23 protein-coding genes are annotated in these 26,018 nt (G+C 59.4%); 12 read left to right on the top strand and 11 right to left on the bottom strand.

What is annotated here, in order from left to right:
• Positions 1-7: 7 nt before the first annotated feature.
• From MNR02_RS20420 to MNR02_RS20400, 5 genes are all read left to right on the top strand, one after another.
• Positions 8-655, top strand: a complete 648-nt coding sequence (locus MNR02_RS20420; protein ID WP_371746778.1) for an amino acid ABC transporter permease — start codon at positions 8-10, stop codon at positions 653-655.
• Between the two features lie 45 nt (positions 656-700).
• Positions 701-1,567, top strand: coding sequence for a transporter substrate-binding domain-containing protein (locus MNR02_RS20415; protein WP_241949118.1), 867 nt, complete (start codon positions 701-703; stop codon positions 1,565-1,567).
• A 53-nt stretch (positions 1,568-1,620) separates the two neighbouring features.
• On the top strand, positions 1,621-2,409 hold the full coding sequence (locus MNR02_RS20410) for an amino acid ABC transporter ATP-binding protein (protein ID WP_305854555.1): 789 nt from the start codon (positions 1,621-1,623) through the stop codon (positions 2,407-2,409).
• 130 nt (positions 2,410-2,539) lie between these two features.
• Positions 2,540-3,526 carry an aldo/keto reductase gene (locus tag MNR02_RS20405; RefSeq protein ID WP_241949117.1) on the top strand — a complete coding sequence of 329 codons (987 nt, stop codon included), beginning with the start codon at positions 2,540-2,542 and terminating at the stop codon, positions 3,524-3,526.
• A gap of 76 nt (positions 3,527-3,602) precedes the next feature.
• The gene (locus tag MNR02_RS20400; protein ID WP_241602971.1) at positions 3,603-3,977 is read left to right on the top strand and encodes a VOC family protein; all 375 of its coding nucleotides are present in this window, start codon (positions 3,603-3,605) and stop codon (positions 3,975-3,977) included.
• A gap of 196 nt (positions 3,978-4,173) precedes the next feature.
• Here the strand turns inward: MNR02_RS20400 and MNR02_RS20395 are convergent, their stop codons facing one another.
• Positions 4,174-4,449: a hypothetical protein gene (locus MNR02_RS20395; RefSeq protein WP_241602969.1), complete on the bottom strand. Its 276-nt coding sequence runs from the start codon at positions 4,447-4,449 to the stop codon at positions 4,174-4,176.
• A 218-nt stretch (positions 4,450-4,667) separates the two neighbouring features.
• Here MNR02_RS20395 and MNR02_RS20390 point away from each other — a divergent pair, with 218 nt between their 5' ends.
• The 4 genes from MNR02_RS20390 (at position 4,668) to MNR02_RS20375 (ending at position 8,408) form a co-directional block, all read left to right on the top strand.
• Positions 4,668-5,333 (top strand): transcriptional regulator, encoded by a 666-nt coding sequence (locus tag MNR02_RS20390; protein ID WP_241949116.1) that lies wholly within the window; start codon positions 4,668-4,670, stop codon positions 5,331-5,333.
• 124 nt (positions 5,334-5,457) lie between these two features.
• The gene (locus MNR02_RS20385) at positions 5,458-5,955 is read left to right on the top strand and encodes a hypothetical protein (RefSeq protein WP_241949115.1); all 498 of its coding nucleotides are present in this window, start codon (positions 5,458-5,460) and stop codon (positions 5,953-5,955) included.
• 279 nt (positions 5,956-6,234) lie between these two features.
• The gene (locus MNR02_RS20380) at positions 6,235-7,449 is read left to right on the top strand and encodes a M24 family metallopeptidase (protein ID WP_241949570.1); all 1,215 of its coding nucleotides are present in this window, start codon (positions 6,235-6,237) and stop codon (positions 7,447-7,449) included.
• A gap of 71 nt (positions 7,450-7,520) precedes the next feature.
• Positions 7,521-8,408, top strand: coding sequence for a LysR family transcriptional regulator (locus tag MNR02_RS20375; protein WP_241949114.1), 888 nt, complete (start codon positions 7,521-7,523; stop codon positions 8,406-8,408).
• Positions 8,409-8,544: 136 nt separating this feature from the next.
• On the opposite strand, the gene MNR02_RS20370 is transcribed toward MNR02_RS20375, so the two are convergent.
• From MNR02_RS20370 to MNR02_RS20325, 10 genes are all read right to left on the bottom strand, one after another.
• The gene (locus MNR02_RS20370; protein ID WP_241949113.1) at positions 8,545-10,026 is read right to left on the bottom strand and encodes a phospholipase D-like domain-containing protein; all 1,482 of its coding nucleotides are present in this window, start codon (positions 10,024-10,026) and stop codon (positions 8,545-8,547) included.
• 904 nt (positions 10,027-10,930) lie between these two features.
• The gene (locus tag MNR02_RS20365; RefSeq protein WP_241602959.1) at positions 10,931-11,929 is read right to left on the bottom strand and encodes an acetamidase/formamidase family protein; all 999 of its coding nucleotides are present in this window, start codon (positions 11,927-11,929) and stop codon (positions 10,931-10,933) included.
• Positions 11,930-11,959: 30 nt separating this feature from the next.
• On the bottom strand, positions 11,960-12,676 hold the full coding sequence (locus MNR02_RS20360) for an ABC transporter ATP-binding protein (protein ID WP_241602955.1): 717 nt from the start codon (positions 12,674-12,676) through the stop codon (positions 11,960-11,962).
• Positions 12,669-13,388 (bottom strand): ABC transporter ATP-binding protein, encoded by a 720-nt coding sequence (locus MNR02_RS20355; protein ID WP_241949112.1) that lies wholly within the window; start codon positions 13,386-13,388, stop codon positions 12,669-12,671. The genes MNR02_RS20360 and MNR02_RS20355 overlap by 8 nt, the downstream gene beginning before the upstream one ends.
• 2 nt (positions 13,389-13,390) lie before the next feature.
• Entirely contained in the window at positions 13,391-14,446 is a 1,056-nt protein-coding gene (locus MNR02_RS20350) for a branched-chain amino acid ABC transporter permease (protein WP_241949111.1), read from the bottom strand.
• 24 nt (positions 14,447-14,470) lie between these two features.
• Positions 14,471-15,343 carry a branched-chain amino acid ABC transporter permease gene (locus MNR02_RS20345; RefSeq protein WP_241602947.1) on the bottom strand — a complete coding sequence of 291 codons (873 nt, stop codon included), beginning with the start codon at positions 15,341-15,343 and terminating at the stop codon, positions 14,471-14,473.
• A gap of 83 nt (positions 15,344-15,426) precedes the next feature.
• The gene (locus tag MNR02_RS20340) at positions 15,427-16,635 is read right to left on the bottom strand and encodes an urea ABC transporter substrate-binding protein (protein WP_241949569.1); all 1,209 of its coding nucleotides are present in this window, start codon (positions 16,633-16,635) and stop codon (positions 15,427-15,429) included.
• Between the two features lie 76 nt (positions 16,636-16,711).
• Positions 16,712-17,362 carry an ANTAR domain-containing response regulator gene (locus MNR02_RS20335; protein WP_241602944.1) on the bottom strand — a complete coding sequence of 217 codons (651 nt, stop codon included), beginning with the start codon at positions 17,360-17,362 and terminating at the stop codon, positions 16,712-16,714.
• Positions 17,359-18,516, bottom strand: coding sequence for a transporter substrate-binding domain-containing protein (locus MNR02_RS20330; protein ID WP_241949110.1), 1,158 nt, complete (start codon positions 18,514-18,516; stop codon positions 17,359-17,361). Before MNR02_RS20330 ends, MNR02_RS20335 begins: the two co-directional genes overlap by 4 nt.
• An 801-nt stretch (positions 18,517-19,317) precedes the next feature.
• Complete coding sequence (locus MNR02_RS20325) at positions 19,318-20,316, bottom strand: LacI family DNA-binding transcriptional regulator (protein WP_241949109.1); 999 nt, start codon at positions 20,314-20,316, stop codon at positions 19,318-19,320.
• A 721-nt stretch (positions 20,317-21,037) separates the two neighbouring features.
• On the opposite strand from MNR02_RS20325, the gene MNR02_RS20320 reads away from it, so the two are divergent.
• From MNR02_RS20320 to ngg, 3 genes are all read left to right on the top strand, one after another.
• Entirely contained in the window at positions 21,038-22,195 is a 1,158-nt protein-coding gene (locus MNR02_RS20320; RefSeq protein WP_241949108.1) for an osmoprotectant NAGGN system M42 family peptidase, read from the top strand.
• A gap of 138 nt (positions 22,196-22,333) precedes the next feature.
• Positions 22,334-24,109: an N-acetylglutaminylglutamine amidotransferase gene (locus tag MNR02_RS20315; protein WP_241949107.1), complete on the top strand. Its 1,776-nt coding sequence runs from the start codon at positions 22,334-22,336 to the stop codon at positions 24,107-24,109.
• Between the two features lies 1 nt (position 24,110).
• Entirely contained in the window at positions 24,111-25,898 is a 1,788-nt protein-coding gene (gene ngg, locus MNR02_RS20310) for an N-acetylglutaminylglutamine synthetase (protein ID WP_241949106.1), read from the top strand.
• The last annotated feature ends 120 nt before the right edge of the window (positions 25,899-26,018 follow it).

The following is a 26,018-nucleotide window of genomic DNA, read 5'->3' as shown; positions in this document are numbered from 1 at the left end:
GGGAATGATACGTGATTTCGGTCTATTGGAAGTTCTGTCGATCCTTCAGGGCATGTGGACAACGCTCGCCCTGTCTGCCGTGGCCTTCATCGGAGGAGGGGTGTTCGGCACCTTGGTTGCTCTTGCCCGCACATCTGCCTGGAAATGGCTGCGTGCGCTCGCAGGCGCCTATATCGACTTTTTCCAGGGCACGCCGATGCTCATGCAGCTGTTTCTTGTCTATTACGGCTTGCCCGTCTTCGGCTACCACGTCAGCGCTTGGACCGCAGTGTCCATCGGCCTGACATTCCATGCCAGTGCGTTTCTGGGTGAGATATGGCGGGGCGGCATCCAGGCCGTTCCGAAGGGGCAGAGCGAGGCGGCTTCCGCTCTCGGCCTCGGATATATCAGCAGGATGCGCGATGTCGTGCTGCCGCAGGCCGTCAAGCTTTCCTTTGCGCCGACGATCGGGTTTCTCGTGCAGCTCATCAAGGGAACGTCGCTTGCGGCGATCATCGGTTTCGTCGAGCTTTCCCGCAGCGCGCAAATCGCTGCCAGCACGACATACAAGCCACTCATTGCCTATGGCCTCGCCGCCGCCTGCTACTTCGCGATCTGCTTCCCGCTTTCGCGCCTTAGCGCCCGGTACGAACGACGGTTCGCCACGAACACTTAAACAAATCGACCGCGGCACAACGCCGCTTCTAAAGGAGGAGAAAGCATGACCGACATCAACAAGACGATATTGAAAGGAATGAACCGCCGCCTGTTTTTGGGCGCCGTCGGCGGCACCCTGGCACTGGCCCTTCTTCCATCAATCGCAGCCGCCCAGAGCGTGCAGGAGATCAAGGACCGTAAGGTTTTGAAGGCCGGGGTCCAGGTCGCACAGGTTCCCTGGGGCTACAGCGATGAATCCGGCAAGTTGACAGGTTTCGACATTGAGTTCGTGCGTCTGATCGCAAAAGAACTCGGTGTGCACGTGGAATTCGTTCCCGTCACTCCCGCCAACCGCATCGCGACGCTTCTCACGGGCCAAGTCGATATGCTGGCTGCCGTCATGGGAATTTTCCCCGACCGCCAGAAGGTGGTTCTCTTCTCCCGTCCCTACTGCAACAATGACAACGTGTTCATCGGCCGGGCGGATCTCAAGGCAAGTGGTTGGGACGATCTCAACGGCGCACGCGTAGGCGTGCCGCGCGGTACACCGCAGGACAAGGCCGTGACGACGGCAAACCCGGCGGGCGCGACGATCCAGCGCTTCGATGACGATGCCTCGACGGTGCAGGCGCTGATTTCCGGGCAGGTCGATATCATCGGCGCCGCGTTTACACAGCTCGGCAATATCGAAAAGGTCGCAGGAGCCGGCAAGTTCGAACAGAAGTTCGTCTTGTCGCGCGTCTTCAACGGCGTGGCGGTGCGGCCTCAATCGCGCGAATTCGCTGACCATCTGAACGGCGTGATCGGCAAGCTCATGGAAAGCGGCGAACTGCCGGCGCTCTATAAGCAGTGGATCGGCAAGGATATGGTTGCCGAACTGCCGACGACCGGCGAGGGCGATGCCCCGCTGCCTATCGAAATCCCTAACTAACCTCACGTAGTCGGACCGGCTGATGCCGGTCCGACCTCCCGGCAGGAGATACAATGGCATCCGCACAGATTCACGCCCATGTCGCCGATACGCACAAGGCAAACGAAGAGCCAATCATCGCGATAACCGGTCTGCAGAAATATTACGGCGCGTTCCATGCCTTGAAGAACATCAATCTCGAGGTGGCCAAAGGTGAGCGGATCGTGATCTGCGGTCCCTCTGGTTCTGGTAAATCGACGATGATCCGATGCGTCAACCGCATCGAAGAGTTCGAGGCAGGAAGCATCGTTGTCGATGGGATTTCTCTGGGCGAGAGTCTCAAGAACGTCAACGCCGTGCGAGCAGAAGTGGGGATGGTTTTCCAGCAGTTCAATCTCTTCCCCCACCTGACCGTTCTTCAGAACTGCATGCTCGCGCCTATCCGCGTCCGCAAGGTGTCGAGTAAGGACGCTGAGGCCATCGCCATGAAGTATCTCGAGCGTGTCCGCATTCCCGATCAGGCGAACAAATATCCGGCGCAGCTTTCCGGTGGTCAGCAACAACGTGTGGCGATCGCGCGTGCTCTGTGCATGACGCCGAAGGTCATGCTGTTTGATGAGCCCACCTCCGCGCTCGATCCGGAAATGGTCAAGGAAGTGCTCGACACAATGGTCAGCCTTGCACAGGAGGGCATGACGATGCTCTGCGTCACACATGAGATGGGTTTTGCCCGAAGCGTGGCCGACCATGTGATCTTCATGGATGGCGGCGAGATCATCGAAAAGGCAAAGCCCGAAGAGTTTTTCTCAGCGCCGAAAAACGAGCGCACCCGAAACTTCCTTGGCCAGATACTCAATCATTAGGGACGTCGGATACCGTCGCGGTTCTACGCCGGAGGCGGTTCGCTCTCCCCCATGGACGGAGGGCAGAGGATGAACAGGATCCGGACGACCGGCAACCTACGGCCAGATTTTCAGAATTGAGGACTTTAAGATGGACTATATGCGCCTTGGCAATACCGGCCTTACCGTCTCCAGGCTCTGCCTCGGCTGCCTAGCCTATGGCACACCGGGCATCGGCCCACAGACGTGGTCGCTGTCGGAAGAGGAATCCAGACCGTTCATCAAAAAGGCACTGGAGGCCGGGATCAATTTCTTCGATACCGCCAACACCTATTCCCTAGGCGCGAGTGAGGAGATCATCGGCCGCGCGCTCAAGGATTTCGCGCAGCGTGAGGACGTCGTCATCGCGACCAAGGTGGGCCTGCCGATGCGTCCAGAGCCCAACGGAGGAGGTCTTTCGCGTAAGGCTATTATGGCGGAGGTCGATGCCAGTCTGCGGCGGCTCGGTACGGATTATATCGATCTCTACCAGATCCATCGGTGGGACTACACGACACCGATCGAAGAGACGATGGAGGCGTTGCATGATGTCGTCAAGGCGGGTAAGGCGCGCTACATCGGTGGATCGTCTATGTTTGCGTGGCAGTTCAGCAAGGCGCTCCATGTGGCCCGGATGAACGGATGGACGCCTTTCGTATCCATGCAGAACCAGCTCAACCTGCTTTATCGGGAGGAAGAGCGCGAAATGCTGCCGCTCTGCGAAGATCAGAAGATCGGCGTTCTGCCGTGGAGCCCGCTCGCACGTGGCCGCCTCTCGCGTGCGCCCGGCAATACCGGAGACAGCGCCCGTGCAAATCAGGACAGCTACGGCAACAGCCTGTTCAAGGACACTGTCGCAGCCGATCAAAAGGTCGTCGAGGCGGTTGGTTTGGTCGCCGAAAGGCGCGGCGTGCCAATGGCACAGGTCGCACTCGCGTGGGTTCTCCAAAAGAAGCCGATCGCCGCGCCAATCTTCGGTGCCACAAAGCTGCACCATCTTGATGACGCGCTCAACGCCTTGAACATCCAACTGGACCAGGACGAACTGGACGAGCTTGAAGCGGCGTACATTCCGCATAACGTAACTGCGTTTTCGTAGCTGCTTCCCCCGCCAAAGTGTGCCGCTATACTCTGCTTGGCGTTCCGTTACGGGCGCCACCAACTGGAGAGCAAGCATGTTCACTCACGTCATGATTGGAAGCAACGACCTGGAGCGCGCGAGGCGCTTTTACGACGCCACTTTCATTGCGTTGGGCGGTAAGCCCGGCGAGATGGATGCCAGGGGCCGGCTGATCTATTCACACGACGGAGGTCGGCTGATGATCACCAAGCCGATCGATGGCAAGCCGGCAACCGCGGCCAACGGCGGAACGATCGGTATAGCTGCGGAGAGCCAAGATCACGTCCTGGCGTGGCACGCCGCCGGTACTGCGCATGGTGGCGCCGCTATTGAGAGCCCGCCTGCGCAGCGACCGAACGGCGCATTCGTTGCATATCTTCGTGACCCCGACGGAAACAAGCTGACGGCACGGACTCGCCCTACAAAGTGAGAAAGGCGTGCGTCGTGCTGAGGGACAGCGTCCTCAAGGGTGAAGGTGAGCGATGTCATAAGGCAAAAGGGCGCCGAACCAAGAGCGTCTTAGGATCTGCCGGCCCTGTTATGATGGTTTTGCCCAACGCAGATTTTGCGCCATCTCGAAGCTGATACAGCTATGAGAATTTCCACGCAGAAAGCCTTCAGCACCACTAAGGTGAGTGGGATAGTAGGGTTGACTGGCCGTGTGGAAGAGTCTCCATCAAGAGGCGCAATGTCAGCAGAGGCCGGAATTCCCCGTCCTGCAATTCGACCGAAATGCTGTCGACCGGCTCTTTTGGCAATCCATCAAGAGCCATTTCCGCCAACAGGGTTTTTGCCTGCTCTGTTGCGTCGGCGACAGTTTCAAACTCGAAGGCTCTGTCCGGCAGCAGCACGCCTTCCTGGTCTTGGATCTTAAAATAAAACCTAGCCACCAAATCCTCCATCCTGCACTCCGGCGCTTAACGATCAAAATGGGCCAACGTTCCCAGCGATTGCGCCAACCACGCGGCGGGAGAGGGTCGGCAATGGGAACTCGATGGAGCACCAACAGATCGAGATGTGCAGTAGGCTGGACTGATAGGCATCCAATGATTATGCAGTAGGCCTGCGGCTGGTCTGATGCGCCGCCGGACATTTCCTTGGATATGCAGGGCTTCGAACTTTGAAAAAAACGCAACGCAGTTTTGCCGTCGAATATAAGGGTCGACGAAAGCCGGACCCCAAGTCCAACTCCATCTGGGGCGGCATCGATCTCAAGTCTGTTGCCCGCGATGTCGAGGACGAGGCGGCACCATACCCGCCCGCCGATCAACCGGATGGCCAATCCGCTGGCAATGTGCTTGCGACAGACACCGAGACGGTTGGACCGTTCTTGACACAACCGGTTCGGCAGCACACAACTGAAGCCGCTGACGAGGAGACGATCATGGCCGATGAAAGCGAAACGATGACCACTGGTGATGCCCCGGCCGTTGTTGAAACGCCCACCTTGCCGAAGAAGCAACGCCAGCCCCGGGCTAAGAAAGTGGCCGCAGAACCCGCTTCTGTTGGCACTGCGGCGCAAACGGCTGCCGTTTCAACGGAAGCCGTTGGAAAGCAGAAGCGGGGTCGCAAAGCAAAAGCGGTCGAAGCTGCAAGCCCTGCAAAGCGCAAGCCCGTGAAGCGTGCTCCCAAGCCGGTACAGGCGGCATCTGTCGTATCCCCGGCGATTGACGACATCGCGGATCTGCTGCAGCTGGAAGAAGAAAACCAGAAGCTGCGCAAGCTGCTTGCCGAAAAGCTGCGCGCTGAAAACGCCGATCTGCGCAAGCGGCTGAAGCTCGCCTGATCGAGGCAGGTGGCCAATTGTTGGCCGCATGGTCATGCGTTTCGTGACGAGTGTTCTGATGGCGCCTGGCTGCGACCAACGATGAACGCGCAGTCTGCGAACGGATAAATGCGGGGTCGAACAAATGGCGTCTCCATGGAAGTTGTTTGCCCGTCTCGTGTCGCCGCGACGCCAGCCAGCGCAGGACGAGGCCACGGACGAGGGCGCAAGCCCGGCCGTTTCGCCGGTCGTTGGCTCTACGGATAAGCCAGGGGCGGTCGATGAACTTGACGGTCCTTCCGCCGCGCACGGGCCGTTCGACGAGACCGGCGGCGACAATGCCATTGACGGGACGTTGGCGAAGAATGATGCCGACGTCCCGACAGGCAACACAGCTTCGCTGGACGATGCTGCTCCAAAGATCAAGAAGACCGCCAAGGCCGTCTCGCGCAGGCGATCAGGGCGTCCCAAAGCAGTCGAGACCCCCGCAGCTGTCGTGCAGGCCGCCCCTGTTGCCCGAACCATCTCCGAGGGTATGAGCGACCTTGAGGCCGAGATCAGGTCTCTTCGGGAGCAATTGGCGAACAAGCTTCGCCTGCAGAATACGCAGCTGAGGAAGATGCTGGACAGGTTCGAGCGCTGAACGGGCCCACGAGGTGGCGTCGGGTTGACTTCACCCTCGATTGGCAGGCGACCGGGCCTTGATCGCTCTGACAGAACGCTCGTCGCTTCGTGGCAGTTGTTCCGGGTGGGCCTCGGATGCGGATTCGTCCGTGGTTCTACGATCGCTATCGAATCCCTTATGCTTCCATTGAAACTTCTCATTTTCTTCCGGCGGCGGCGGCTCCTACTCTTGGCTTTGTCGATCGGCCTGGTTGGTCGCATATGAAGGAGTTTGGGAATGAATATGATTGCGGGAGGCATGCCGAACCAACTTCTGCGGCTGCAAAAGATGCACAACGGGGAGAAGGCTCAGCCAACATTTTCTGCCGGCGAGATGGAGCGACGGCAGAATGCGATGCGCGGAATCCTGGAGGAGTTGAAGCTCGACGCTGCGGTCCTGACCTCGTATCACAACATCTGCTATTTCTCTGACTTCCTGTATTGCGCTTTCGGTCGTCATTACGCCTTCGTCATTACACCGCAAAAGGCGACGTCGGTAACAGCGGGTATCGATGCCGGCCAACCCTATCGCCGTACATTCGGTGACAACCTGACCTACACCGACTGGCAGCGTGACAATTTCTTCCATGCGCTGCAAACGCTGCTGCCGGGCGCCAAGCGCCTTGGCATCGAGTTCGACCAGGTTACCCTGGAGTTCCGTCGCCTGCTTGAGGAGGCGTTCCCCGAGGTGGAGTTCGTCGACATCGCATCACCAGCCATGTGGCTAAGGACGATCAAGTCCGCTGAGGAGATCGCCCTCATCAGGGAGGGGACAGCGACGGCCGATCTCGGTGGCGGCGCGGTGGTATCAGCCATTGGCGCAGGCGTTCCGGAGTATGAGGTGGCCCTGGCCGGCACCCACGCCATGGTCCGCCATATCGCAGCGCGTTTTCCCTCATCTGAACTGAAGGACACCTGGGTGTGGTTCCAATCCGGCCCCAACACCGACGGCGCGCACAACGCGGTAACATCGCGCCGGGTGGAGAAGGGCGACATCCTGTCGCTCAACTGCTTCCCGATGATCGCGGGTTACTACACCGCGTTGGAGCGTACGCTTTTTCTTGACCATGCTAGCGACGAGCATCTGCGGATATGGGAAATCAACTGCGCCGTCCATCGCCGCGGTCTCGAGCTGTTGAAACCTGGCGCGCGCTGCGGCGACATCGCGACGGAACTGAACGACATTTACCGCAGCCATGGCCTGCTCGGTTATCGCTCCTTTGGTTATGGCCACTCCTTCGGCGTGATGTCGCACTATTATGGCCGCGAGGCGGGTGTCGAATTGCGCGAGGACGTCAATACGGTTCTTCAGCCCGGCATGGTCGTGTCCATGGAACCCATGGTGTCTATTCCGGACGGAATGCCGGGCGCCGGTGGCTACCGCGAGCACGATATTCTCGTGATGACGGAAAGTGGCAGCGAAAACATCACAGGCTTCCCCTTCGGTCCCGAGCACAATATCCTGCTTGCCTGACCCGTTCGCGGGCAACATGAAACGGGCCGCCCCGTGCGGCCCGTTTCTGGTTTTAAGTGGGTGCCGTCGTCATGAGAAACATTCCAACCGATCTCCTGCGCACCTTCCTCGCGGTTATCGACCTGCGCAGCCACACACGCGCTGCCGAGCAGCTTGGCCGCACGCAGCCGGCGATTAGCTTGCAGATGAAGAAATTGCAGGAACTGCTCGACGTGCCGCTCTTCGCGAAGGATGCCGGTGCGCAGCCGACCGAGGCGGGAGAACTTGTCGCAAGCTATGCGCGCCAGATGCTCACACTGAACGACGAGATGGTGTTGCGTCTTTCCAGACGTGACCATCACGGCAAGATTCGCCTTGGTATTCCCAATGACTACGCCGATCATTTTCTGCCGAAACTGATGCCGCAACTTGCGCGCCACGGTCATGACTTCCGCTTCGAAGTCGTCTGCGACCTTTCACATGCTCTCCTGCAGGGCCTGCGCAATGGCCTATACGACATGGTGGTCGCGATGACGCCTGATGGACCTGCTGAAGGTGCCTTCATGACGTGGAAGGAACCGCTCGTTTGGATTGGCGAGAAAAAGACGTCCGTTGTTACCGACGCCAATTCCAACTTGCGCGTCGTCTGTTTTCCCGAGGGCTGTCTCTACCGGCGCGCCATGCTGACTGCCCTGCAACGCGACGGCCGCGGGTATGAGCTTGTCTACACGAGCCCCAGCCTCTCCGGTCTGGAGGCCGCGATCGGATCGGGGTACGGCAACACGGTGCTGGCCCGTCGCATCGTGCCTGCCAAACTTGCAACACTCGACGTGCCCGGCCTTCCGCGGCTTGCCGACGTGGTTGTCGGCATCTATCTCAGCTCGGACCGCAAGCGTTCGCTCGTCGCCGAGAGCTTCGCCGCGCATTTCGCCGACGCGTTTGTTGCGAGCAACCGGGAGGATGACTGGCCCCGATCGTAACCCGTCGACAAATCGCCCTCGATGAACAGAACAGCTCGGACCGACCAAATACGTTCCTGCATTTGGAGCCTTTTCGAGTGGTGCGCCTATTCGGTGAAATAAGCGCAATCTCGATGCTCATGAACGCGAGCAATGCCTAGCCTTCGCGACTGCGCCACCGAAGTGGGAGGTGTAATCGCCCTCGGAATAAACCGCGGCGCGTTATCGTCTCGAGCAGTTCCTCGGGGCCTTCCGGATCGAGAATTTCGTTGTCGGCGAGCCACTTTTCAAGATCGGACACTTCCGGCGTAGTGTAGGGGATCAAAGTGCGCCCTTGTTGCGATTTGCGGAGACTTTCAATTGCCGCAATCAGAGATCCGGATTGCGCCATTTCATGCGCCACTGTGCGAGCGGACACGCCCAGATGTTCGGCCAGCAAGTCGGCTCTGAACGCGGCAATCCTTCCACGCATCTCTTCAGAGCCTCCTGCTTCGAACGCGACATCGCATTCGCGATCAAAGCGCATGGAACGGTTGTTCATGTTTGATGAGCCTACGCGGACAATCTCGTTGTCCACGATCATCAGCTTTGAATGAACATAAATCGGCTGCTTGTTGACGGTAACCGGGTGATACATCCGGAAGCGATCACTTGGGTCATGCCGCCTCAGCGACTCCCGTAATCGTGCTCTGGCTGTGTCCATCGCAAGCGCGCCCAGCCAATTGTCGGAGGCGACGGGATTGATGAGCACGACCTCCGGCCCATCGGGCTCAGCCAACCGCTGGGCAATCGCTTGAGCCACCGCTCTCGACGCAAAATATTGGCTTTCCGCGTAGATCAGTGTGCGTGCGGACGCGATCATATCGAGGTATAGTTTTTCGATTTCGACGACCCGGCTCTCTTGAAGGTGCGACGGTTCGGTGCGGGCAACGGCCAGGTTTACCGAACCAAAAGAGAAACCCGGACTTGGCCGGTCCATGGCTGGGCCTTGTAAAGGGGCCCGAGGCACCTCGTTGCCGCCGGCGCGCAGCCATCGCATACGACAAAGTTCTGCCAAAGTACGGGCAGCCTCACCAGTGAACATACTGGAAGCATCATGCCATGGACCGTAGGGCGCGCCGTTCGGCCGGTGCCGGAGCGGATTGTCGTCAAGATGCTCGCGCGTATCCCAGCGGTCGAGTGTGACGTCGATCCCGCCGCAGAATGCCACCTCGTCATCGATCACCAGCATTTTCTGGTGGTGCGAACTCCCGACTGGATGCTTTCCGTCAAGCTTCACGGAGATACGCGGATGCCATTTCCATCTCAGGAGATACGGCAGGTTGGACGGCCGCATCCAGCTTGCGAGGAGTGCCGGGCTCCAAAGGAGAATCCTGATCTCGAGATCAGGATTTTGGCGCGCCAGCCAGAGAATGAAGTCGCCAACCTTGCGAGGCGCGCCGTCATCGACATCGGGACGTCCAAGCGTTGTGCCCGCGTCAAAGTCCCATCCCACCAGGAATATGGAATGCCGGGCGGTTCGCATGGCATTGCGGATGGCGCTGAAATAGTCGTCCGCATCCACGATGATCGAAAAATCGTCTGCACGCCCAATACTCCAGCAGTTTAGTCCGGGCTGGAACACTGACCCGTCAGACATGTAGACCTCCCTTAACGCGCGCGTACAATACCTATAACCCAGCCGCACTCAATCAATCCCGGCGAGGGGTGAAGGGAAAAATATTCGTGGTTATTTTTACCCCCTCCACCGTGTGTTGGATGTCTTGGGGTTCAATCAAGTCGTGCTGCCTCGACGGAAAAGAGAAGGGCGCGCAGTACCTGATCCATAAAGCCTGCGCGGACTGTCTCGGGCGGTTCGTCGAGGTCTCGGGCGTCGAGTTCTTTGGTGAGTCGTCGCCGTTGACATGGCCGAGTTTGGTCAACACTTTCGTATCTGGGCCGGCAAGAATATGGCTTCCCATATGTCTCCGTTACCCAAATATTCGCGTGCTTTGGAGTGTTTGTGGGCGGTGCCGGTGGATTACTTCACCGCGGGCTATCCAACCTTCGGTGATCCGATCGCGATTGACGTTTCTTGTTCGATTACAACGACGGCGCACCAGCGGGAAAAGCGCTGTGAAAGGTTTCCGGGCAATTGGGACCAAACGCAAATGGAGACCCGACAGAGGACCCCCGAAGAATTACCCAAAGGGCCGGCTCGATGATGCCTTGGCGGGTTCTAAAACGACACAAGGGTTTCGGCCTTTCACTGATGGTCGACATCATCTGGCTGAATATTCAAACTCCGAGAAGACTATGTAGTTTGTGGTTGCTTTTGAGCGCTGGACACAGTTGCAACTCTCCAGGCCTTCCTCTTCTAAACCTGCAGTGAAACGACCGTTCTGTAGGGCCTGCTGCTGGTTGTGGACCGAACGTGTTCACCTTCCGATAGACTGAGTGCAAGCATGAGTTTGAGCCCACCCACAGCGTGGGGCTGTCGTCCGAGGCGCCATCGGAAAGAAAAGGAAGAGGCCGCCCGATGGGGCGACCTCTGCAACGGGGTATCAGTTGGCTACGCCGACGATCGATTTCAGAACCGATGCGCCGACGGTGTATTTGGGATCGACCATGTTGCCGAGGCGAACGCGGCCGCACTGGGTCAGGAGCATGTAGGCGTCGATCTCCTCGAAGCCGAAGTCGGAGACCATCCAGCGGATGAGTTCACGGTAGGCGCCCCGCGCCGCGTCCTCCATGGGGCGCGATGAGCCGATCGTCATGTAGAATCGGTCGTTCTCCAGCCTCGGCGTTTTGATCGTCCAGTTCTTGATGAGGTCGATCTGTATGGTCGTGACCGTGGGATGCTCGACGGCAACGCCACAAAGCTCGCCGTCGCCCTGTGCCGCATGGCAGTCACCGAGATAGAGATAGGCGCCCTTCGTGTTGACCGGCAGGTAGATGACGGTCTCCGGGCAGATGTCGGGCAAGTCCATGTTTCCGCCGTAGTAGTCCGGAACGAGCGAGGAAATCGCTTCGATTTCCGGTGCGGTGCCGATCGTACCGATGAATGGCTCGTAAGGCAGAGTGATTTTGTCGTTCCATCTCACGCCCGTTTCGGCATCGACATCCAGCTTGCGGACGCGCTCCGGCAGCGGTGCCGTCAGCAATGCCGTATCGGCCGTCGGGACAAGTCCGCCGAACTCTGGCATGATGACCGTCGTTCCGCGCGGCTGTGGTCCGCGCGGAACGATGCTCTTGATATAGATCGCAAGGCAATCGCCCTTCTCTGCGCCGTTCACGTAGATCGGGCCGTTCTGCGGGTTGAGATAGGGAAAGTTGAGGAGCTTCGTTGGACTATCTGTTTCGTGCTTGATGGCCCCCTCGAAGGCGTCGTGCGTTTCGGCGGAGACGACGGCACCGGGATCGACTGTCAGCACCGGATCGACGAAAGCGCCGTAAACATAGTGATACTTGCCCTGGCTTTCCTCGGTAATGCTGTAGGTCTCGCCGGCCTTCCCTCTTGCAACGCCTTTACGGGCCATGATTGTTTCGTCAAGCCAACTCATGAGTGCTCCTTCCTTTGCTGTTTTACGATTTCAAACGGCGAGATAGCGTCGCACGGCATCGCGATCCTCCAGTGTTTCTGGCATGATCTTGTCGGTGATGCGGCCTTTGTCGATGACATAGCAGCGCTGCGCCATAGCGCGGATCATGTCGATGTTCTGCTCGACGAAGACGATAGTGACGCCGGTCGTCCTGTTCAGTTCGACCATGATGCGGGCGATGTCCTGGACGATGTTGGGTTGAATGCCCTCGGACGGCTCGTCCAGCAGGATCAGCGACGGTTTGCCCATCAGCACCCGACCGATGGCGAGCTGTTGCTGCTGGCCACCGGACATCGTGCCCGCCGGCTGGTTGCGCCGCTCCTTCAGAATGGGAAAATAGCTGAAGACTTTCTCGATCTCTTCGGCCGTCGCGCGTTTGCTGGAGATGGATTCGCCCACCATAAGGTTTTCGATGACGCTCAGGCGCGGGAAGACGTCTCGTCCCTGCGGGACGTAGCCGATGCCGAGCCTGGCACGCTTGTAGGCAGGCACGTTGTCGACGGCCGTGCCGCGAAAGACAATCGAGCCTTTGTCGCGCGGAAGAAGACCGATCAGGCTCTTCATGAGCGTCGACTTGCCGACGCCGTTGCGACCGATGACGGCCACGATCTCGCCTTCGCGAACGTCGATGTCGATGCCCTGCAGGACAGGCTTGCCGCCATACCCAGACCATAGGCCGACAGTATTCAGAAGAATTTCGCTACGCATGGGTGGCGTCTCCGAGATAGATGGCGGCCACTCGTTCGTCTGCGACGATCTCGTTGATCGTGCCTTGGGCGAAGATCTTTCCAAAATGGAGGACGGTGACCTTGTGGGCAATCTGGCGAACGAAGGCCATGTCGTGTTCGACGGCCAGCACCGTGACGCCGTCTCGGTTCAATGCCTGGACCATTTCGCCGGTCGCTGCGGTCTCGTCCGGTGTCATTCCGGCCGTGGGCTCGTCGAGCAGCAGGAGACGCGGCTTCAGGCCTACCGCCATACCGATCTCCAGCCATTGTTTTTGTCCGTGGCTGAGATTGCCGGCCAGTTGATGCCGCGCTTCCGTCAGCTTGAGGAATTCAAGCAGCCGATCGATCTCCCCATCGAGTTCTGCGGGCGGGCAATGATGCTGCAGGGCGATCTGCAAGTTCTGACGCACGCTGAGCGCTTTGAAGATGCCGGGAACCTGGAATTTGACGCTGATGCCGCGACGAATACGCTCGAACGACTTCGCCTTTGTGATGTCGTTACCTTCGTAGAGAATCTGGCCGCTTGTCGGCAGGTGCTCTCCGAGGATCAGGCGAAACAGGGTGCTCTTTCCGGCTCCGTTTGGTCCGATCAAGCAATGGATTTCTCCGCGCTGCAGGGCGAAGTCCACGCCGCCGGTCACATGCAGGCCGCCGAACCACTTGTTGAGGGCGCGTGTTTCGAGAATGGCCATGGTCATTCTCCCTGACGTTTCGGTTTGCGGTTCACCAGCCCGGCGACAAGCGTTCCCAGACCGAAAACGAGGCCGCGGGGGGCGATCAGAACGGTTAGCACCAGGAGAGCGCCCATCACGACGAGCGCGTACTGGCTGCCGTGGATAGTCAGGGCCTGAAAGCCGGCCAGCACGAGCATCGCGCCGATCAGCGTGGTCGTCAGGTCGCTGCGTCCACCGACGGCAACCCAGACGATTGGCAACGCCGCCGCCGTCATCCCCATCGAGGCCGGCGTGATGTAATTGCCCCAGGATGTGTAGAGAACGCCGGAAAGTCCTGCCAACGCCGAGCCGATAATGAAGGTGACCAATTGATAGACCCGAATGTCGTAACCCAGCATCTCGGCGCGCTGCGGGTTCTCGCGGATAGCGACGAGCACGTTGCCGAAGCGGGAGTTCACGAGAATTCGCAAACCGAGGTAGCAGGCGATCAGCAGAGCCAGGGTGAAGTAGTAGAGCTGAACATCGGGGAAGAGCACGATGTCGCTGCCGAACCATGGGATCGTCAGGGAAGGCATGCCGCCCATGCCATTGTAGCCGTTCAATCTTGCGGCACCGACCCGCCATTCCGGGCCTGCGGTCTGTGCCATGAAGCGTTCGAGGACCAGTGTGACCGAAAGCGTGACGATGCCGAGGAAGACACCGCTGATACGGCCGAAGAAAAGGAAGTATCCGAGTGCCGCGGCCAGCAACGCCGCTGCCGCCACCGACGCGACCAAGGCGAAGATGGTCAGCCCATAGGCATCGCCGAAATTGATCGAGATGACGCCATATGTGTAGCCGGCGACACCGAAGAAAGCCGTCTGGCCGAAACTCAACGTGCCGCCGTATCCCCAGATCAGGCTCAGGCCGAGCGCCATGAACGCCCAGTTGAAGAAGTAGACGTTGTTTCCGACATCGTAGCCGTCGGCAAACAGTGGATAGGCGCATGCCAGCGCGACGACCAGCGTGAAGGCGGACCAGAAGGGCTTGCCTTTGCCGAGCGTCTGGGGGCCCTGCAGAAGCCCGAGCGTTTTCATCAGGGAGTTTGTTCCTTGCATGGATCAGGTTCTCTCGCGAAGTATCCAGCCGGAAATACCGCGCGGCAGGATGCGAATAACGATGATGACGGCGACCAGAAGGCCGATCTGTCCGGCAAGCTGTCCCTGCCAGGATGTCAGACTGGCCTTTACCGCGCCGAGGACGAGGGCGGCTGGTGCCGTCCCGAGGAAGATGTCCGCACCGCCGACGACGACGGTGACGAAGGCTTCGACGACAAATGCGGAGCCCATCGTGGGTACAAGCGTCATGGTAGGGGCATAAAGTCCGCCCGCGAGCCCGGCGAGCGCCGCGCCCAGGCCGAATGTGAGACTGTAGACGAGACCGGTGTTGACGCCGAGCGCTTGCGCAATATGCGGCACCTGAATGGTTGCACGGGCCAGCACGCCGAACCGTGTTTTGGTGAAGCCCACCCAGAGCAGGCCCAGCGTTCCCAGCGCCGCGACCATCAACACGACGCGATAGACCGAGTAGGAATAGGGGCCGACAGTGAAACTGCCGAAGGGTGTTCCCGTGCCAGGCATGGTCGAGCCGAGCAGGATCAACGTCCCCTGCGTCACGACCATCGACACGCCCCATGTCGCGACAATGGTGTCGAGCGGCCTGTCGTAGAGAGGGCGAATGATAATGCGCTCGATCACCATACCAGCGAACCCGGCGGCAAGGGCTCCCGCGAGGATGGCGATCGGCAGCGGCAGTCCGGCGCGAGCAGCCGCCGCACAGACATAGGCGCCGCACATGATGAACTCGCCATGGGCGAGATTGATTACGCCCATCATGCCGAAGATGATCGCCAGCCCGCAGGCCGAGAGCACGAGAAAGGCGAAGGCATCACCGGTCTGATAGAGAAAGCTGAAGATCGAAAAGAGAACGGTCATTGCGACGATTTCCTTGCACGTGGGCAACAGGCGGCACGCTCGGGGAGGGACGTGGCCGGGACGGTCCCCGGCCACACGATGTGCTAGTCGGCGGCTTTGGGCAGGTTCGACGGCGTATACTGCTCACTCGGATCTTTCTTCGTCAGGTCGCAACCCACTTCACCCAGCCAGTAGGGCTTGATGTCGTTCCAAACCTTCGGGAAGCTGATCGAGTGATCTTCGTTGACCTTGGCCAGGTAGATCGAGTGCGACATGTGCTGGCTCTTCGGATCGAGGCATACCTTGCCTTCCGGCGCGTCGTAGCAGACGTCGCCCTGGGCGATCACCTTGCGCAGTTCTTCCTTGTCAGTCGAACCATTGGCGCGCTCGACCATCTGTTTGTAGAGATAGACAGCCAGGTACGAGTTTTCCGCTTCCTGATTGATGTAAGGCTCGTCAGGGAACTTCTTGTGCCACCGTTCGACAAAGGCCTTGGACTGGGGATTGTCCACTTCCTCGACCCAGTTGACCGTCGCATACATGTTGGCGAGGCTCGGCGGCTTGAAGCGTTTGTGCTCGTAGCCCTGGCCGACATTGACGGAAGACGCCATCGGGAGGTTCACGTTTGCTGCAGCAGCCTGCTCATAATAGGACGCCTGTGCGGTGCCCACGAGGAGGGTGACGACGAAGTCGGGCTTGGCGGCCTGGATGTTCTGGATCGTCTGTGAGAACTGCGACACGCCGAGCGGGATGAACTCTTCGCCGACCATCTCGCCGCCACCGTCCTTGACGAGATTGCGGACCCACTCGGCCGAAATCTGGCCGAAATTGTAGTCTGCCGCAATCGTGTATACCTTCTTGCCGTAGGTCTCCATCATGTAGGGCAGCAGCGTCGAGAACTGCTGCTCGGGAACGGCGCCGGTGACAATCATGTTGGCGTCGCAGACACCACCTTCATACTGGTTGTTGTAGAACGCCAACCCATCGAACTGGTTGACGATCGGCCGGTAGGCTTCGCGCGAGGCGGACGAAAAACCTGCAAAGACCGCGTCCACCTTGTCGCGCTGCAGCACGCGGCGCATGAACTCCTGATATCTGGTGTTGTCGGACTGGGTATCGTAGATCACCAGTTCCAGCGGCCGGCCGGCAATGCCGCCGGCCGCATTGATTTCCTCCGTCGCAAGCTGGATGCCGTGAACCTTTCCGATCGTCGCGGCAGCAAAGTCGCCGGACTGGTCCTCGAGCACGCCGAGCTTGATAGGGTCCTGCGCATTGGCGGCGGAGCAAAGCAAAATCAGGCCGAGCGCCGTCATGGCGCCGTTAAGCGTCTTCTTCATCTTGTTCTCCATGGAGGTTGTTTTTAACTAAGCGGCGACGGCCTGCTTCTCGTCAGGTTCCTTGTCGTCGCCCCTTTTCGTCGAGACTGCGTGCCGTGCTTCGTTGGACGACACCTTCACAATAGGCTTCCAGGCTGAGGCGTGCGCGCATGGCCTCCTTGCGGAGTAGAGCGAACGCTCCCTCATCGTCGAGGGAATGAGACTTCATCACCAAGGTTACTGCCTTGATGACATGCCGACGATACCGACGGCGATGTTCGAGTTCTTGAATCGACAGGCGCAGGCCTGACATGTTGTCGAATGTGTTGATGGCCAGGTAGAGGGCGGAAAAAATCGAGCCGCTATGCACCGGCTTCGACAAAAAAGCCGTCGCGCCGAACTGCATTAGCGCGCGAAGCCGGCTGGGTGCTTCGATCCCGACAAGACCGATAACGGGGATGTGCGGCGGTCCGCTGCCACCGCCAGCGCCGCCCTGACCCGTTTCGGGAAGAAAGTTGAGATCGCCATCAAGAAATAGCACATCGCATTGGGCGTCGGCTACGTCCAGAATAGGAGGCAAGCCGCCATCATCGGGCACGACCGACTCTATGGACATTCCGAGCCGTGCGGCCATCGCCGAGATCGTCTCGATCGCACGCCAATCCCGGCTCAGGATCAGCGCTCGCCGTTGGCGGAAATTCTGAACATAGCGGTTGGACCTCATGACACGATCCTAAAGGATGGGCGAAGCGGCGACGCTTCGAGAATGGAGGTGGAATTGATCAGATAGGGATCGGGCGCAACCGGTTTTCCTGCATCATAGACGATGTCGAAATGGCGATCGGCGCGGGAGCGGCCGATCCGGGGCGTCAGGTAGGTATGAAACGTCTCGGGATCGATCACGACCTCACCCTGAGGCGCCCGCAGTCGTTGGTTTGCCGCACAGGTCTTGACGTCGTTCATCGTGTCCGTGCCGGCTGCGCGAAGCGATTGTGCCAACAGAATGGTCGCCACATAGGCTGCTTCGGCTTCGGCCGAAGGGCCATGGTTACCGGGAAATGCGGTGTTGTAACGGCTGACGAATTCGCGGTTGGCGATGGTGTCTATCGACGCGAAGTACACGCTGGAGCTCAGGTGTCCGTCGACTGCGTCCGGCCCTATGCTGTCGAGCTCGGGTTCGGAAAGGTTGCAGCTGGCGATGGGGTAGCGTTGCGCCTGATCGATGCCGCGAGAGCGGCAGGCAGCGCGGAATGCGCGAAAGAACGCGTAAGCGGATTCGCCGATGAGAGAGTTGAAAATGATGTCCGGCTCGGCCGCGAAGATGGCTTCGACTATGCAATCGACATCCGTTTCCCCGACCGGAAGGTAGCGTTCCCCAACCACCGTACCATGCCGTTGCGCCAATTCTTCGCGTAGAATGCGGTTGCTCTCCCACGCCCAGATATAGTTCGAGCCGATGCAGAACACGCGATGGCCTATGTGACGCGTGAAATAATCCACCAACGGCAACATGTGGTGATTGGGGGCTGCACCCGTGTAAATCACGTTCGAGGAGCTTTCGAAGCCCTCGTAATGCGTGGGGTACCAAAGAAGCGCATCCCGCTTTTCAAAAACCGGTATCACTTCCTTGCGGCTTGATGAGGTGTAGCAGCCGATGACGTTCCTAACGCCGCTCGAAATCATGGTCTCCACGGCGGGCGCGTAGGCGTTGAGGTCGCTGCCGGGATTATGTTCGATTGGGGAAAGTCGGACGCCGAATTCCGGGTCGGCGTTGATCTGTCCGCAGGCGAGGCGCGCACCGTGCAACATCGATGCGCCAACGGTGCCGTACGACCCGGTTACCGAAAACAACAAACCGATTGGATATTCTCTGACCATGTTCCGGCAGCCAATTTGGTTGTACGGACAGCGCTATGCTGCCGACGGCGACGTTGCCAGAAAAACGTAACAAATATCCATATGTGGCGATTTTTTAAGCAGCATCGCTCGTCGCCTGTTAATTAAGCTGACTTCTTGTTATCGGCTTGTCAAGCGGCGCCATTGATTTTTTTCTGGGAGTATCCAGCGGACATAATGCAGTGCGGGATCGGGCAGACCCCAAGCCTGTCGTTGCATCGCGGGACGGTTTGTGGCCGGCACTCACGTGATGATCTGCAAGCGCAATGCTGACGAGACTGACGAGACAAAGACGGTCGCAGCCGACCAAGTATGGTATTTCTACCTTGGGTGGCGTCCTTCTATGCCGCCATGGCGCTGAACCATCGGCATCTGTACTGAAAGCCGAACCGCTTTCCGGCGGTATCGACATCGTCATTGTCAATGTCAGCGTCTTATCAATCGGCACCACAAGTACAGTTGGAAACGAGATCTCGCGGTCGATGGTATGAGAAAGGTGCGACTATGAACGCGAGAATGCCTTGTCTCGAGAAAAGCACATTCGGATCGATTGTTCGGGTGCTTCCATATCCGGCAGACAGGTCAATTTCGCGGCCTGTCTGCATGGTGCGTTCAAGGCAGTTATGGCAATCACCTCAAAAACTTAATCAACTTTTTTGCACCTCACTTCATATCCCCGCTAACTGCCTGGCTGCGAAATGGCTGCGTCGTCAGTTTCCGCTCCCAATCGTCCCAAATACATATGACGCAGCCATTCGCGAAGATTGCGAGGAACTCGTTACTCTACGCTTGCCTGTTCTTCGTTTGGGCTGGTGCCGTCGTATTTCGAATCCGCAGTCGAGTCGGTAGTATTATGGAATTGGGAGCGCCGCCGGGATATGAAATGCGCTGAAGCATGATGCGCCCCGCCGCTCGTCCGAGATCCCGTTTGGGTTGATCGACCGTGGTAATGCCCTCGAACCGGAGCGGATAATGGCCATCCGCCTGCATCTCGAAAGCGTCATCGAACCCAGTCACGGACAGATCTTCGGGAACCTTCAGGCCATGCTGCTGAAAATAGTCGATGATGCCCATGGCAACAAAGTCGTTTGCGGCAATGACGGCGGTCGGTAGGCTTTCGAGCGCCGAAAGCGTTTCGGCGGCGACGCGGCCTGATTCGAAACTGTAATTGCCGCGCAAAACCATTGATTCATCGACGGCGAGACCGCGGGCGGCCATTCCGCTGCGAAAGTTGGTTAGGCGCTCCTGTGCGGTAGAGGAGAGCGCGGGGCCCGCAACATAGGCAATGCGTTCGTGACCCAACTCGCAAAGATGATCGAGCAGTAACCGGATGCTCTGGGCGTTGTCCGGCCCGACATAATCCATGACGGGCGCCTGTGGCCTCCGGTTGATGAACACGCATGGCGGTCCATGCTCAAGCAACTTGAGGAAATCGTCCGTCAGCGTCTGCGAGACCAGAACAAAGCCGTCGACGTTGCGATCTAACAGCGAGCGCACGATCGCTTGCTGCTTCTGGGAGTCCTCGTCGGTGTTGCAAAGGAACATGGTGTGGTTATCGGCCGCGACGACCTCATCGATGCCTTTGACGATCTGCGGGAAGATCGGGTTGGTGATGTCGGCGATCAGGACGCCGATAGAGGACGTTCGCTGCGTGCGCAGCGCCCGTGCGATCGTCGACGTTCGATAACCGAGCCGGTCCACTGTCTGCTGGATCAGCCGGCGACGCTCTTCCTCGACATAGCCCTTGCCGGAAAGCGCGCGGGCCACGGTCGCACGCAACAAGCCGCATTCGATGGGAAGGCATCCATGCCCGGTTCTTCCGTCATGTATTGGCGCCGAACTTTCGCCGCGCGGTCGAGACCCACGACTATTCGGAATCCGCTTTTGTGGCGCGCTTCCGCGTCACCGGCATGGGCCTGAGCTTCATGCCGTCGGAACCGCCCTGACCATGCTGGCGCGCGCCGTGACCCTGGCGACCGGATCCAGCCTAGGCACGGCTGCGGTGGGTCTCATGTGCGCCGACCAAAGTCGTATCGCCACAGAGACCTCATCATTGCGGTCTCACCGCAAGGATCCGACGCGACACTGATCGTGCAACGGCGCGGGGTTATCGAAAGCGGTGAGGTGGTAGCGCTCAGTATATGTGGTGGTGATGAGCACCAAAGGTCCGGCGGCATGTGCCGATCTCATGGAGCCGGCCGTTTTGCTCCTGTCATTCATGTTGCCCTCACCGTCCTGCCGACGAAGATTTTCCCCATCGAAGGGAGAGAACCGGATTCAGTCTTGGTGGTCCGTGTCTCCTCCCCGAGGAGAGGCTGAATCTCGACAGTGTAAACAGTAAACGCTTTCGATGAGGGTGAAATGGAGGGTGGCGATCGAACTTTTTTACGCCCTTCCGATCCCCTGAGGGGCAGGCGGTTGCGGCATGTGGCAAGCCATCGGGGGAGGGCATACAGCTTGCCTGTTCCTTGACGGTGGCGTCTTCGGTTGCGACAAAGCCGTTATGCAGGAAGAGATTGCGATCGATCCCGAGTACCTCAAAAGCCGGCTCAAAGCGCTGCTCGATATCCCCAGCCCCACGGGTTTCACGGACGAGGCGGTGCGCTATACCGCGCGCGAACTGGAAAGCCTGGGGCTGGAAATTGTCCTAACCCGCCGCGGCGCGATCCGTGCTCGCCGCTCCGGCGGTGCCGCCCGTCCGGCCCGCGCCATCGTCTCCCATCTCGATACGCTCGGAGCGCAGGTTAAGTACCTCAAAGACAACGGCAGGCTCGAACTCGTCTCCATCGGCCATTGGTCTGCGCGCTTCGCCGAAGGTGCCCGCGTCTCTATCTTCTCGGGCAAAGGCGTCTATCGCGGCACGATCCTGCCGCTAAAGGCCTCCGGCCATACGTTCAACGACGAGGTCGACAGTCAGCCGACCGGATGGCCCCATGCCGAGCTGCGCGTCGATGCGCTGGCGCGTAACCGGCATGACCTCGGCCAACTCGGCATCGATGTCGGCGATATCGTTGCGGTCGATCCGCAGCCTGAATTCCTCGATAACGGCTTTATCGTATCACGTCATCTGGACGACAAAGCGGGTGTGGCGATCATGCTCGCCGCACTTGAGGCCATGAAGCGGGCGAAGATTGAAACGCCCGTCGACACCTACTGGCTCTTCACGATCGGGGAAGAAGTCGGCGTCGGCGCCTCTGCTGCACTGGTGCCGGAAGTTGCCTCGCTCGTCGCCATCGACAACGGTACAACCGCGCCCGGCCAGAATTCGCAGGAATTCGGTGTGACGCTTGCGATGGCCGACCAGACCGGCCCCTTCGACTATCACCTCTCCAAAAAGCTATACGATCTGTGCGGCGAACACGGCCTGACGGTGCAGAAGGACGTTTTCCGCTACTACCGCTCTGATGCGGCCTCCGCGATCGAAGCCGGTCACGACGTCCGCACGGCACTGCTGACCTTTGGCGTCGACGCCTCCCATGGCTACGAGCGCATCCACCTCCACGCACTGATCTCACTTGCCCGTCTGACGATACACTATGTCGCCAGCGACGTGCAGATCGAGCGCGATGCCGAGGAGGTTTCCGGCCTGCGCGGCTTTACCCACCAGAAAGTGCAGGATGCCGAGCAGAGTCTTACCGTCGAGGAACCGGATGTGCCCTGACGGGCGCGTTCTGACCTGCCGTCATATGGAACTTCGGCCCATCTCGCGCATTTTGTTCCCATAGCCGTCGGGGCCGTGGATTTCTTCACGGCCCCGACGGCATATGATGTACCAACAATGGAGGTTTCGACCCAGTTCATGTGTGGAATTTGTGGAGAAGTCAGGTTCGACGGCGGTTCGCCGTCGGTTTCGGCAGTCTCGGTGATGGCAGACGTTCTCGCCCCTCGGGGGCCCGATGCATCGGGGATCGTGGTGCGTGGAAATGTCGGATTGGGACATCGGAGATTACGCATCCTCGACCTCTCCGACAAGTCGCAGCAGCCGATGGTCGATCCGGATCTTGGCCTATCCCTCGTCTTCAACGGCTGCATCTACAATTTCCGTGAACTGCGGTCCGAGCTGGAGAAAAACGGTTATCGGTTTTTCTCCGAGGGTGACACGGAAGTCATCCTGAAAGCATGGCATGCCTGGAGAGAGGATTGCGTGTCCCGCTTCCATGGCATGTTTGCCTTCGTGATCCATGAGCGTGACAGCGGTCGCATCGTCATGGCGCGTGACAGGTTCGGCATCAAGCCGCTCTATCTGGCGCAGGCCAATGGCACGCTGCGCTTTGCATCCTCGCTGCCGTCCATCATTAAGGCCGGCGGGGTAGATACCTCGATCGATGTGGAGGCGCTTCACACCTTTATGACGTTCCACGCGGTCGTACCGCCGCCGCGCACCATTCTTGCAGGTGTGCGGAAGTTGCCGCCTGCGACCATTCGAACATATGATCGGGACGGTTCATTCGAAGATCGTCGTTACTGGGATCCGCCCTATCGCCGGCTTGCCGGCGACGGGGCGATCACCCGCGCCGAATGGCAGGACGAATTGCTCGCCTCGCTGCGCACCGCCGTCAAACGCCGTATGATTGCCGACGTTCCCGTCGGGGTGCTGCTCTCGGGCGGTGTTGATTCCAGCCTGATCGTCGGGCTTCTGGCGGAAGCAGGACAGCAAGGTCTGATGAGCTTTTCCGTGGGCTTCGAGGAGGCAAATGGTGAAAAGGGCGATGAATTCATCTATTCCGACCTCATTGCCCGACATTTCGGGACGGACCATCATAAGATCTTCGTGCCATCTGCAGATCTGATGGACGCCTTGCCCGGTACCATCGCGGCTATGTCCGAGCCGATGGTTTCCTATGACAATGTCGGATTCTACCTGCTGTCCAAGGAGGTCTCGAAGCACATCAAGGTCGTACAGTCCGGCCAGGGTGCCGATGAGGTCTTCGGCGGCTATCACTGGTATCCCCCGCTGCTCGCCACCAGTGATGTGGTGTCTGATTATGGCCGGGGCTTCCGCGACCGCTCGCATGCGGTGCTGGCCACGCAGCTTTCCAAAAGCTGGTTGGCGGACCGCGATATCAGCGGAGACCTTCTGAACGAGCATCTCTTGCGGCCGGGTGCCGAAACGGCTGTCGACCAGGCGTTGCGCCTCGACAGCAACGTGATGTTGGTGGATGACCCCGTAAAGCGCGTCGATAACATGACCATGGCCTGGGGCCTGGAGGCGCGCGTGCCGTTCCTCGATCATGAACTGGTCGAACTGGCCGCGCGCATTCCGCCTGAGGAAAAACTGCGCGATGGCGGCAAGGGCATCCTGAAGGACGTCGCTCGCAAGGTCGTGCCGAGCGAGGTCATCGACCGCAAAAAGGGCTATTTCCCTGTCCCACAGCTCAAATACATTGCCGGGCCATACCTCGACATGATCCGTGATGCGCTCCATGCGCAGAAAGCCCGCGAACGCGGCCTCTTTCGCAAGGATTATCTCGAGCGTCTTCTCGACAAGCCCGAAGACCACATCACGCCGTTGCGTGGCTCGGAACTCTGGCAGGTCGGGCTTCTGGAAATGTGGCTCCAGGCCCAGGAGGTGTAACTTGAAGGAAGCCAGAGGAAAGACCGCGCCGCGCCATCGCAGCAAGGGTACTCGTGCTGTGACCCATCGCCTCAAGCAACTAAGCACCCGGGCATATCCCGGGCGTCAGGTTGGCCGACCAGATGCCGCGGACGAGCAGAAGAAGGATGTCGCGCTGGATTGCGGCTGGGGGCGGCTACTCTTCGCCCCGACCTTCGCGGACGACGAGACGCTTCTGGCGAAGATGCGCGAGGAAGCGCCGTCGAGCCGTGACATCGCGTTCTACGTGCGTGATCCCCATGTGCTTTTGTCACGTGCCCCACAGGAGGTGTTTCTAGACCCCTCCCACACCTTTCGGCTTAATCTCTCGACGTATAGGGCAAAAGCGCGCCGCATGCGTGGCGTGACCATCCGACGTCTGGCAAACGAGGCCGATGCGGAAGGCATCAATCGCGTCTACGCTGCGTGCGGAATGGTGCAGATTCGGTCCGATTTCTTTTCCTCCGACCGCGATAACCGCCCGGTGACCTACTTCGTCGCACAAGACGATGCCACTGGCGAGATCGTCGGCACGGTCACTGGAATCGATCACCAGCGGCTGTTCGACGATCCAGAGCGAGGTGCTTCGCTCTGGTGTCTTGCTGTACACCCGCAGGCCCGACAGCCGGGGATCGGCGAACGGCTCGTCTGCAAGCTGGCTGAACATTTTCAGGCTCGGGGCCTTTCCTTCGTCGACCTTTCGGTGATGCACGACAATGCGCAGGCCATCAAACTCTACGAGAAGCTGAACTTCCACCGCGTGTCGCTCTTCACCATGAAGCGAAAAAACGCGATCAATGAGAAGTTTTTCGCGACGCCGCATCAGTCCTATGACGCGCTCAATTCCTATGCCCGACTGATCGTTGACGAGGCGACGCGGCGGGGCGTGCATGTTGATATCACCGATGCTGAGGGCGGCTTCTTTCGCCTGTCCCACGGTGGGCGCACGGTCCATTGCCGCGAGAGCCTTTCGGAACTGACGTCGGGTGTCGCCATGTCGATCTGCGACGACAAGGCCATCGCGCGTCGTGTCGTTGCCTCCGCGGGGATCAAAGTTCCGGAGCAGATTGAGGTGGACGGCGATCGAGCACTCCTGGAAGCCTTTCTTGCCGATCACGGCAAGGTGGTCGTCAAGCCAGCGCGGGGCGAGCAGGGGCAGGGTATTTCCGTCGGCGTCACCACAGTGGAGGCGCTCGATGCGGCCATTGCCGTGGCCCGACAAGTCTGCGACAGGGTTCTGGTGGAAGCCTGTTTCGAGGGCGAGGACCTGCGGCTCGTGATTATCGATTTCGCGTTGGTTGCGGCTGCGGTGCGGCGGCCACCTCGCATTGTCGGCGATGGCCGCAGCAGGATCTCGGCGCTCATCGAGGTACAATCGCGCCGTCGGCAGGCCGCGACTGGTGGCGAGAGCCGCATACCGATTGATGCGGAAACGGAGCGTTGCCTTTCCGAGCAGGGGCTGGATTTGAATACCGTGCCTGAAGAGGGACGGGAGATTACGGTTCGCAAGGCGGCGAACCTGCACATGGGCGGCTCGATCCACGATGTTACTGATACGGTGCACCCCGATCTGGTCGCCGCCGCCTGCCGGGCTGCGCGGGCGATTGACATACCGGTCGTTGGCATCGATTTCATGGTCCGCGATCCTTCGCAGCCGGATTATGTGTTCATCGAGGCCAATGAACGCCCGGGTCTCGCCAATCACGAACCTCAACCGACCGCGGCGCGTTTCATCGACCTGCTGTTCCCCGGTACTCGCGCGACGGCCTAACTCCTGGTTTCCAGCCTCTGCAGATTTGCACTGTGCATACGGCGCTCTTCTTGCCGTTCAGCGCCATATGCCTTTGTTCGCCATGAAAAGCGCTTCGTTTACCGGACCGTAGACGAAGCC

This window comes from Shinella sp. H4-D48, assembly GCF_022637395.1.
GTDB classification, from domain to species: domain Bacteria; phylum Pseudomonadota; class Alphaproteobacteria; order Rhizobiales; family Rhizobiaceae; genus Shinella; species Shinella sedimenti.
This window is presented reverse-complemented; position numbering and strand designations above follow the sequence as displayed.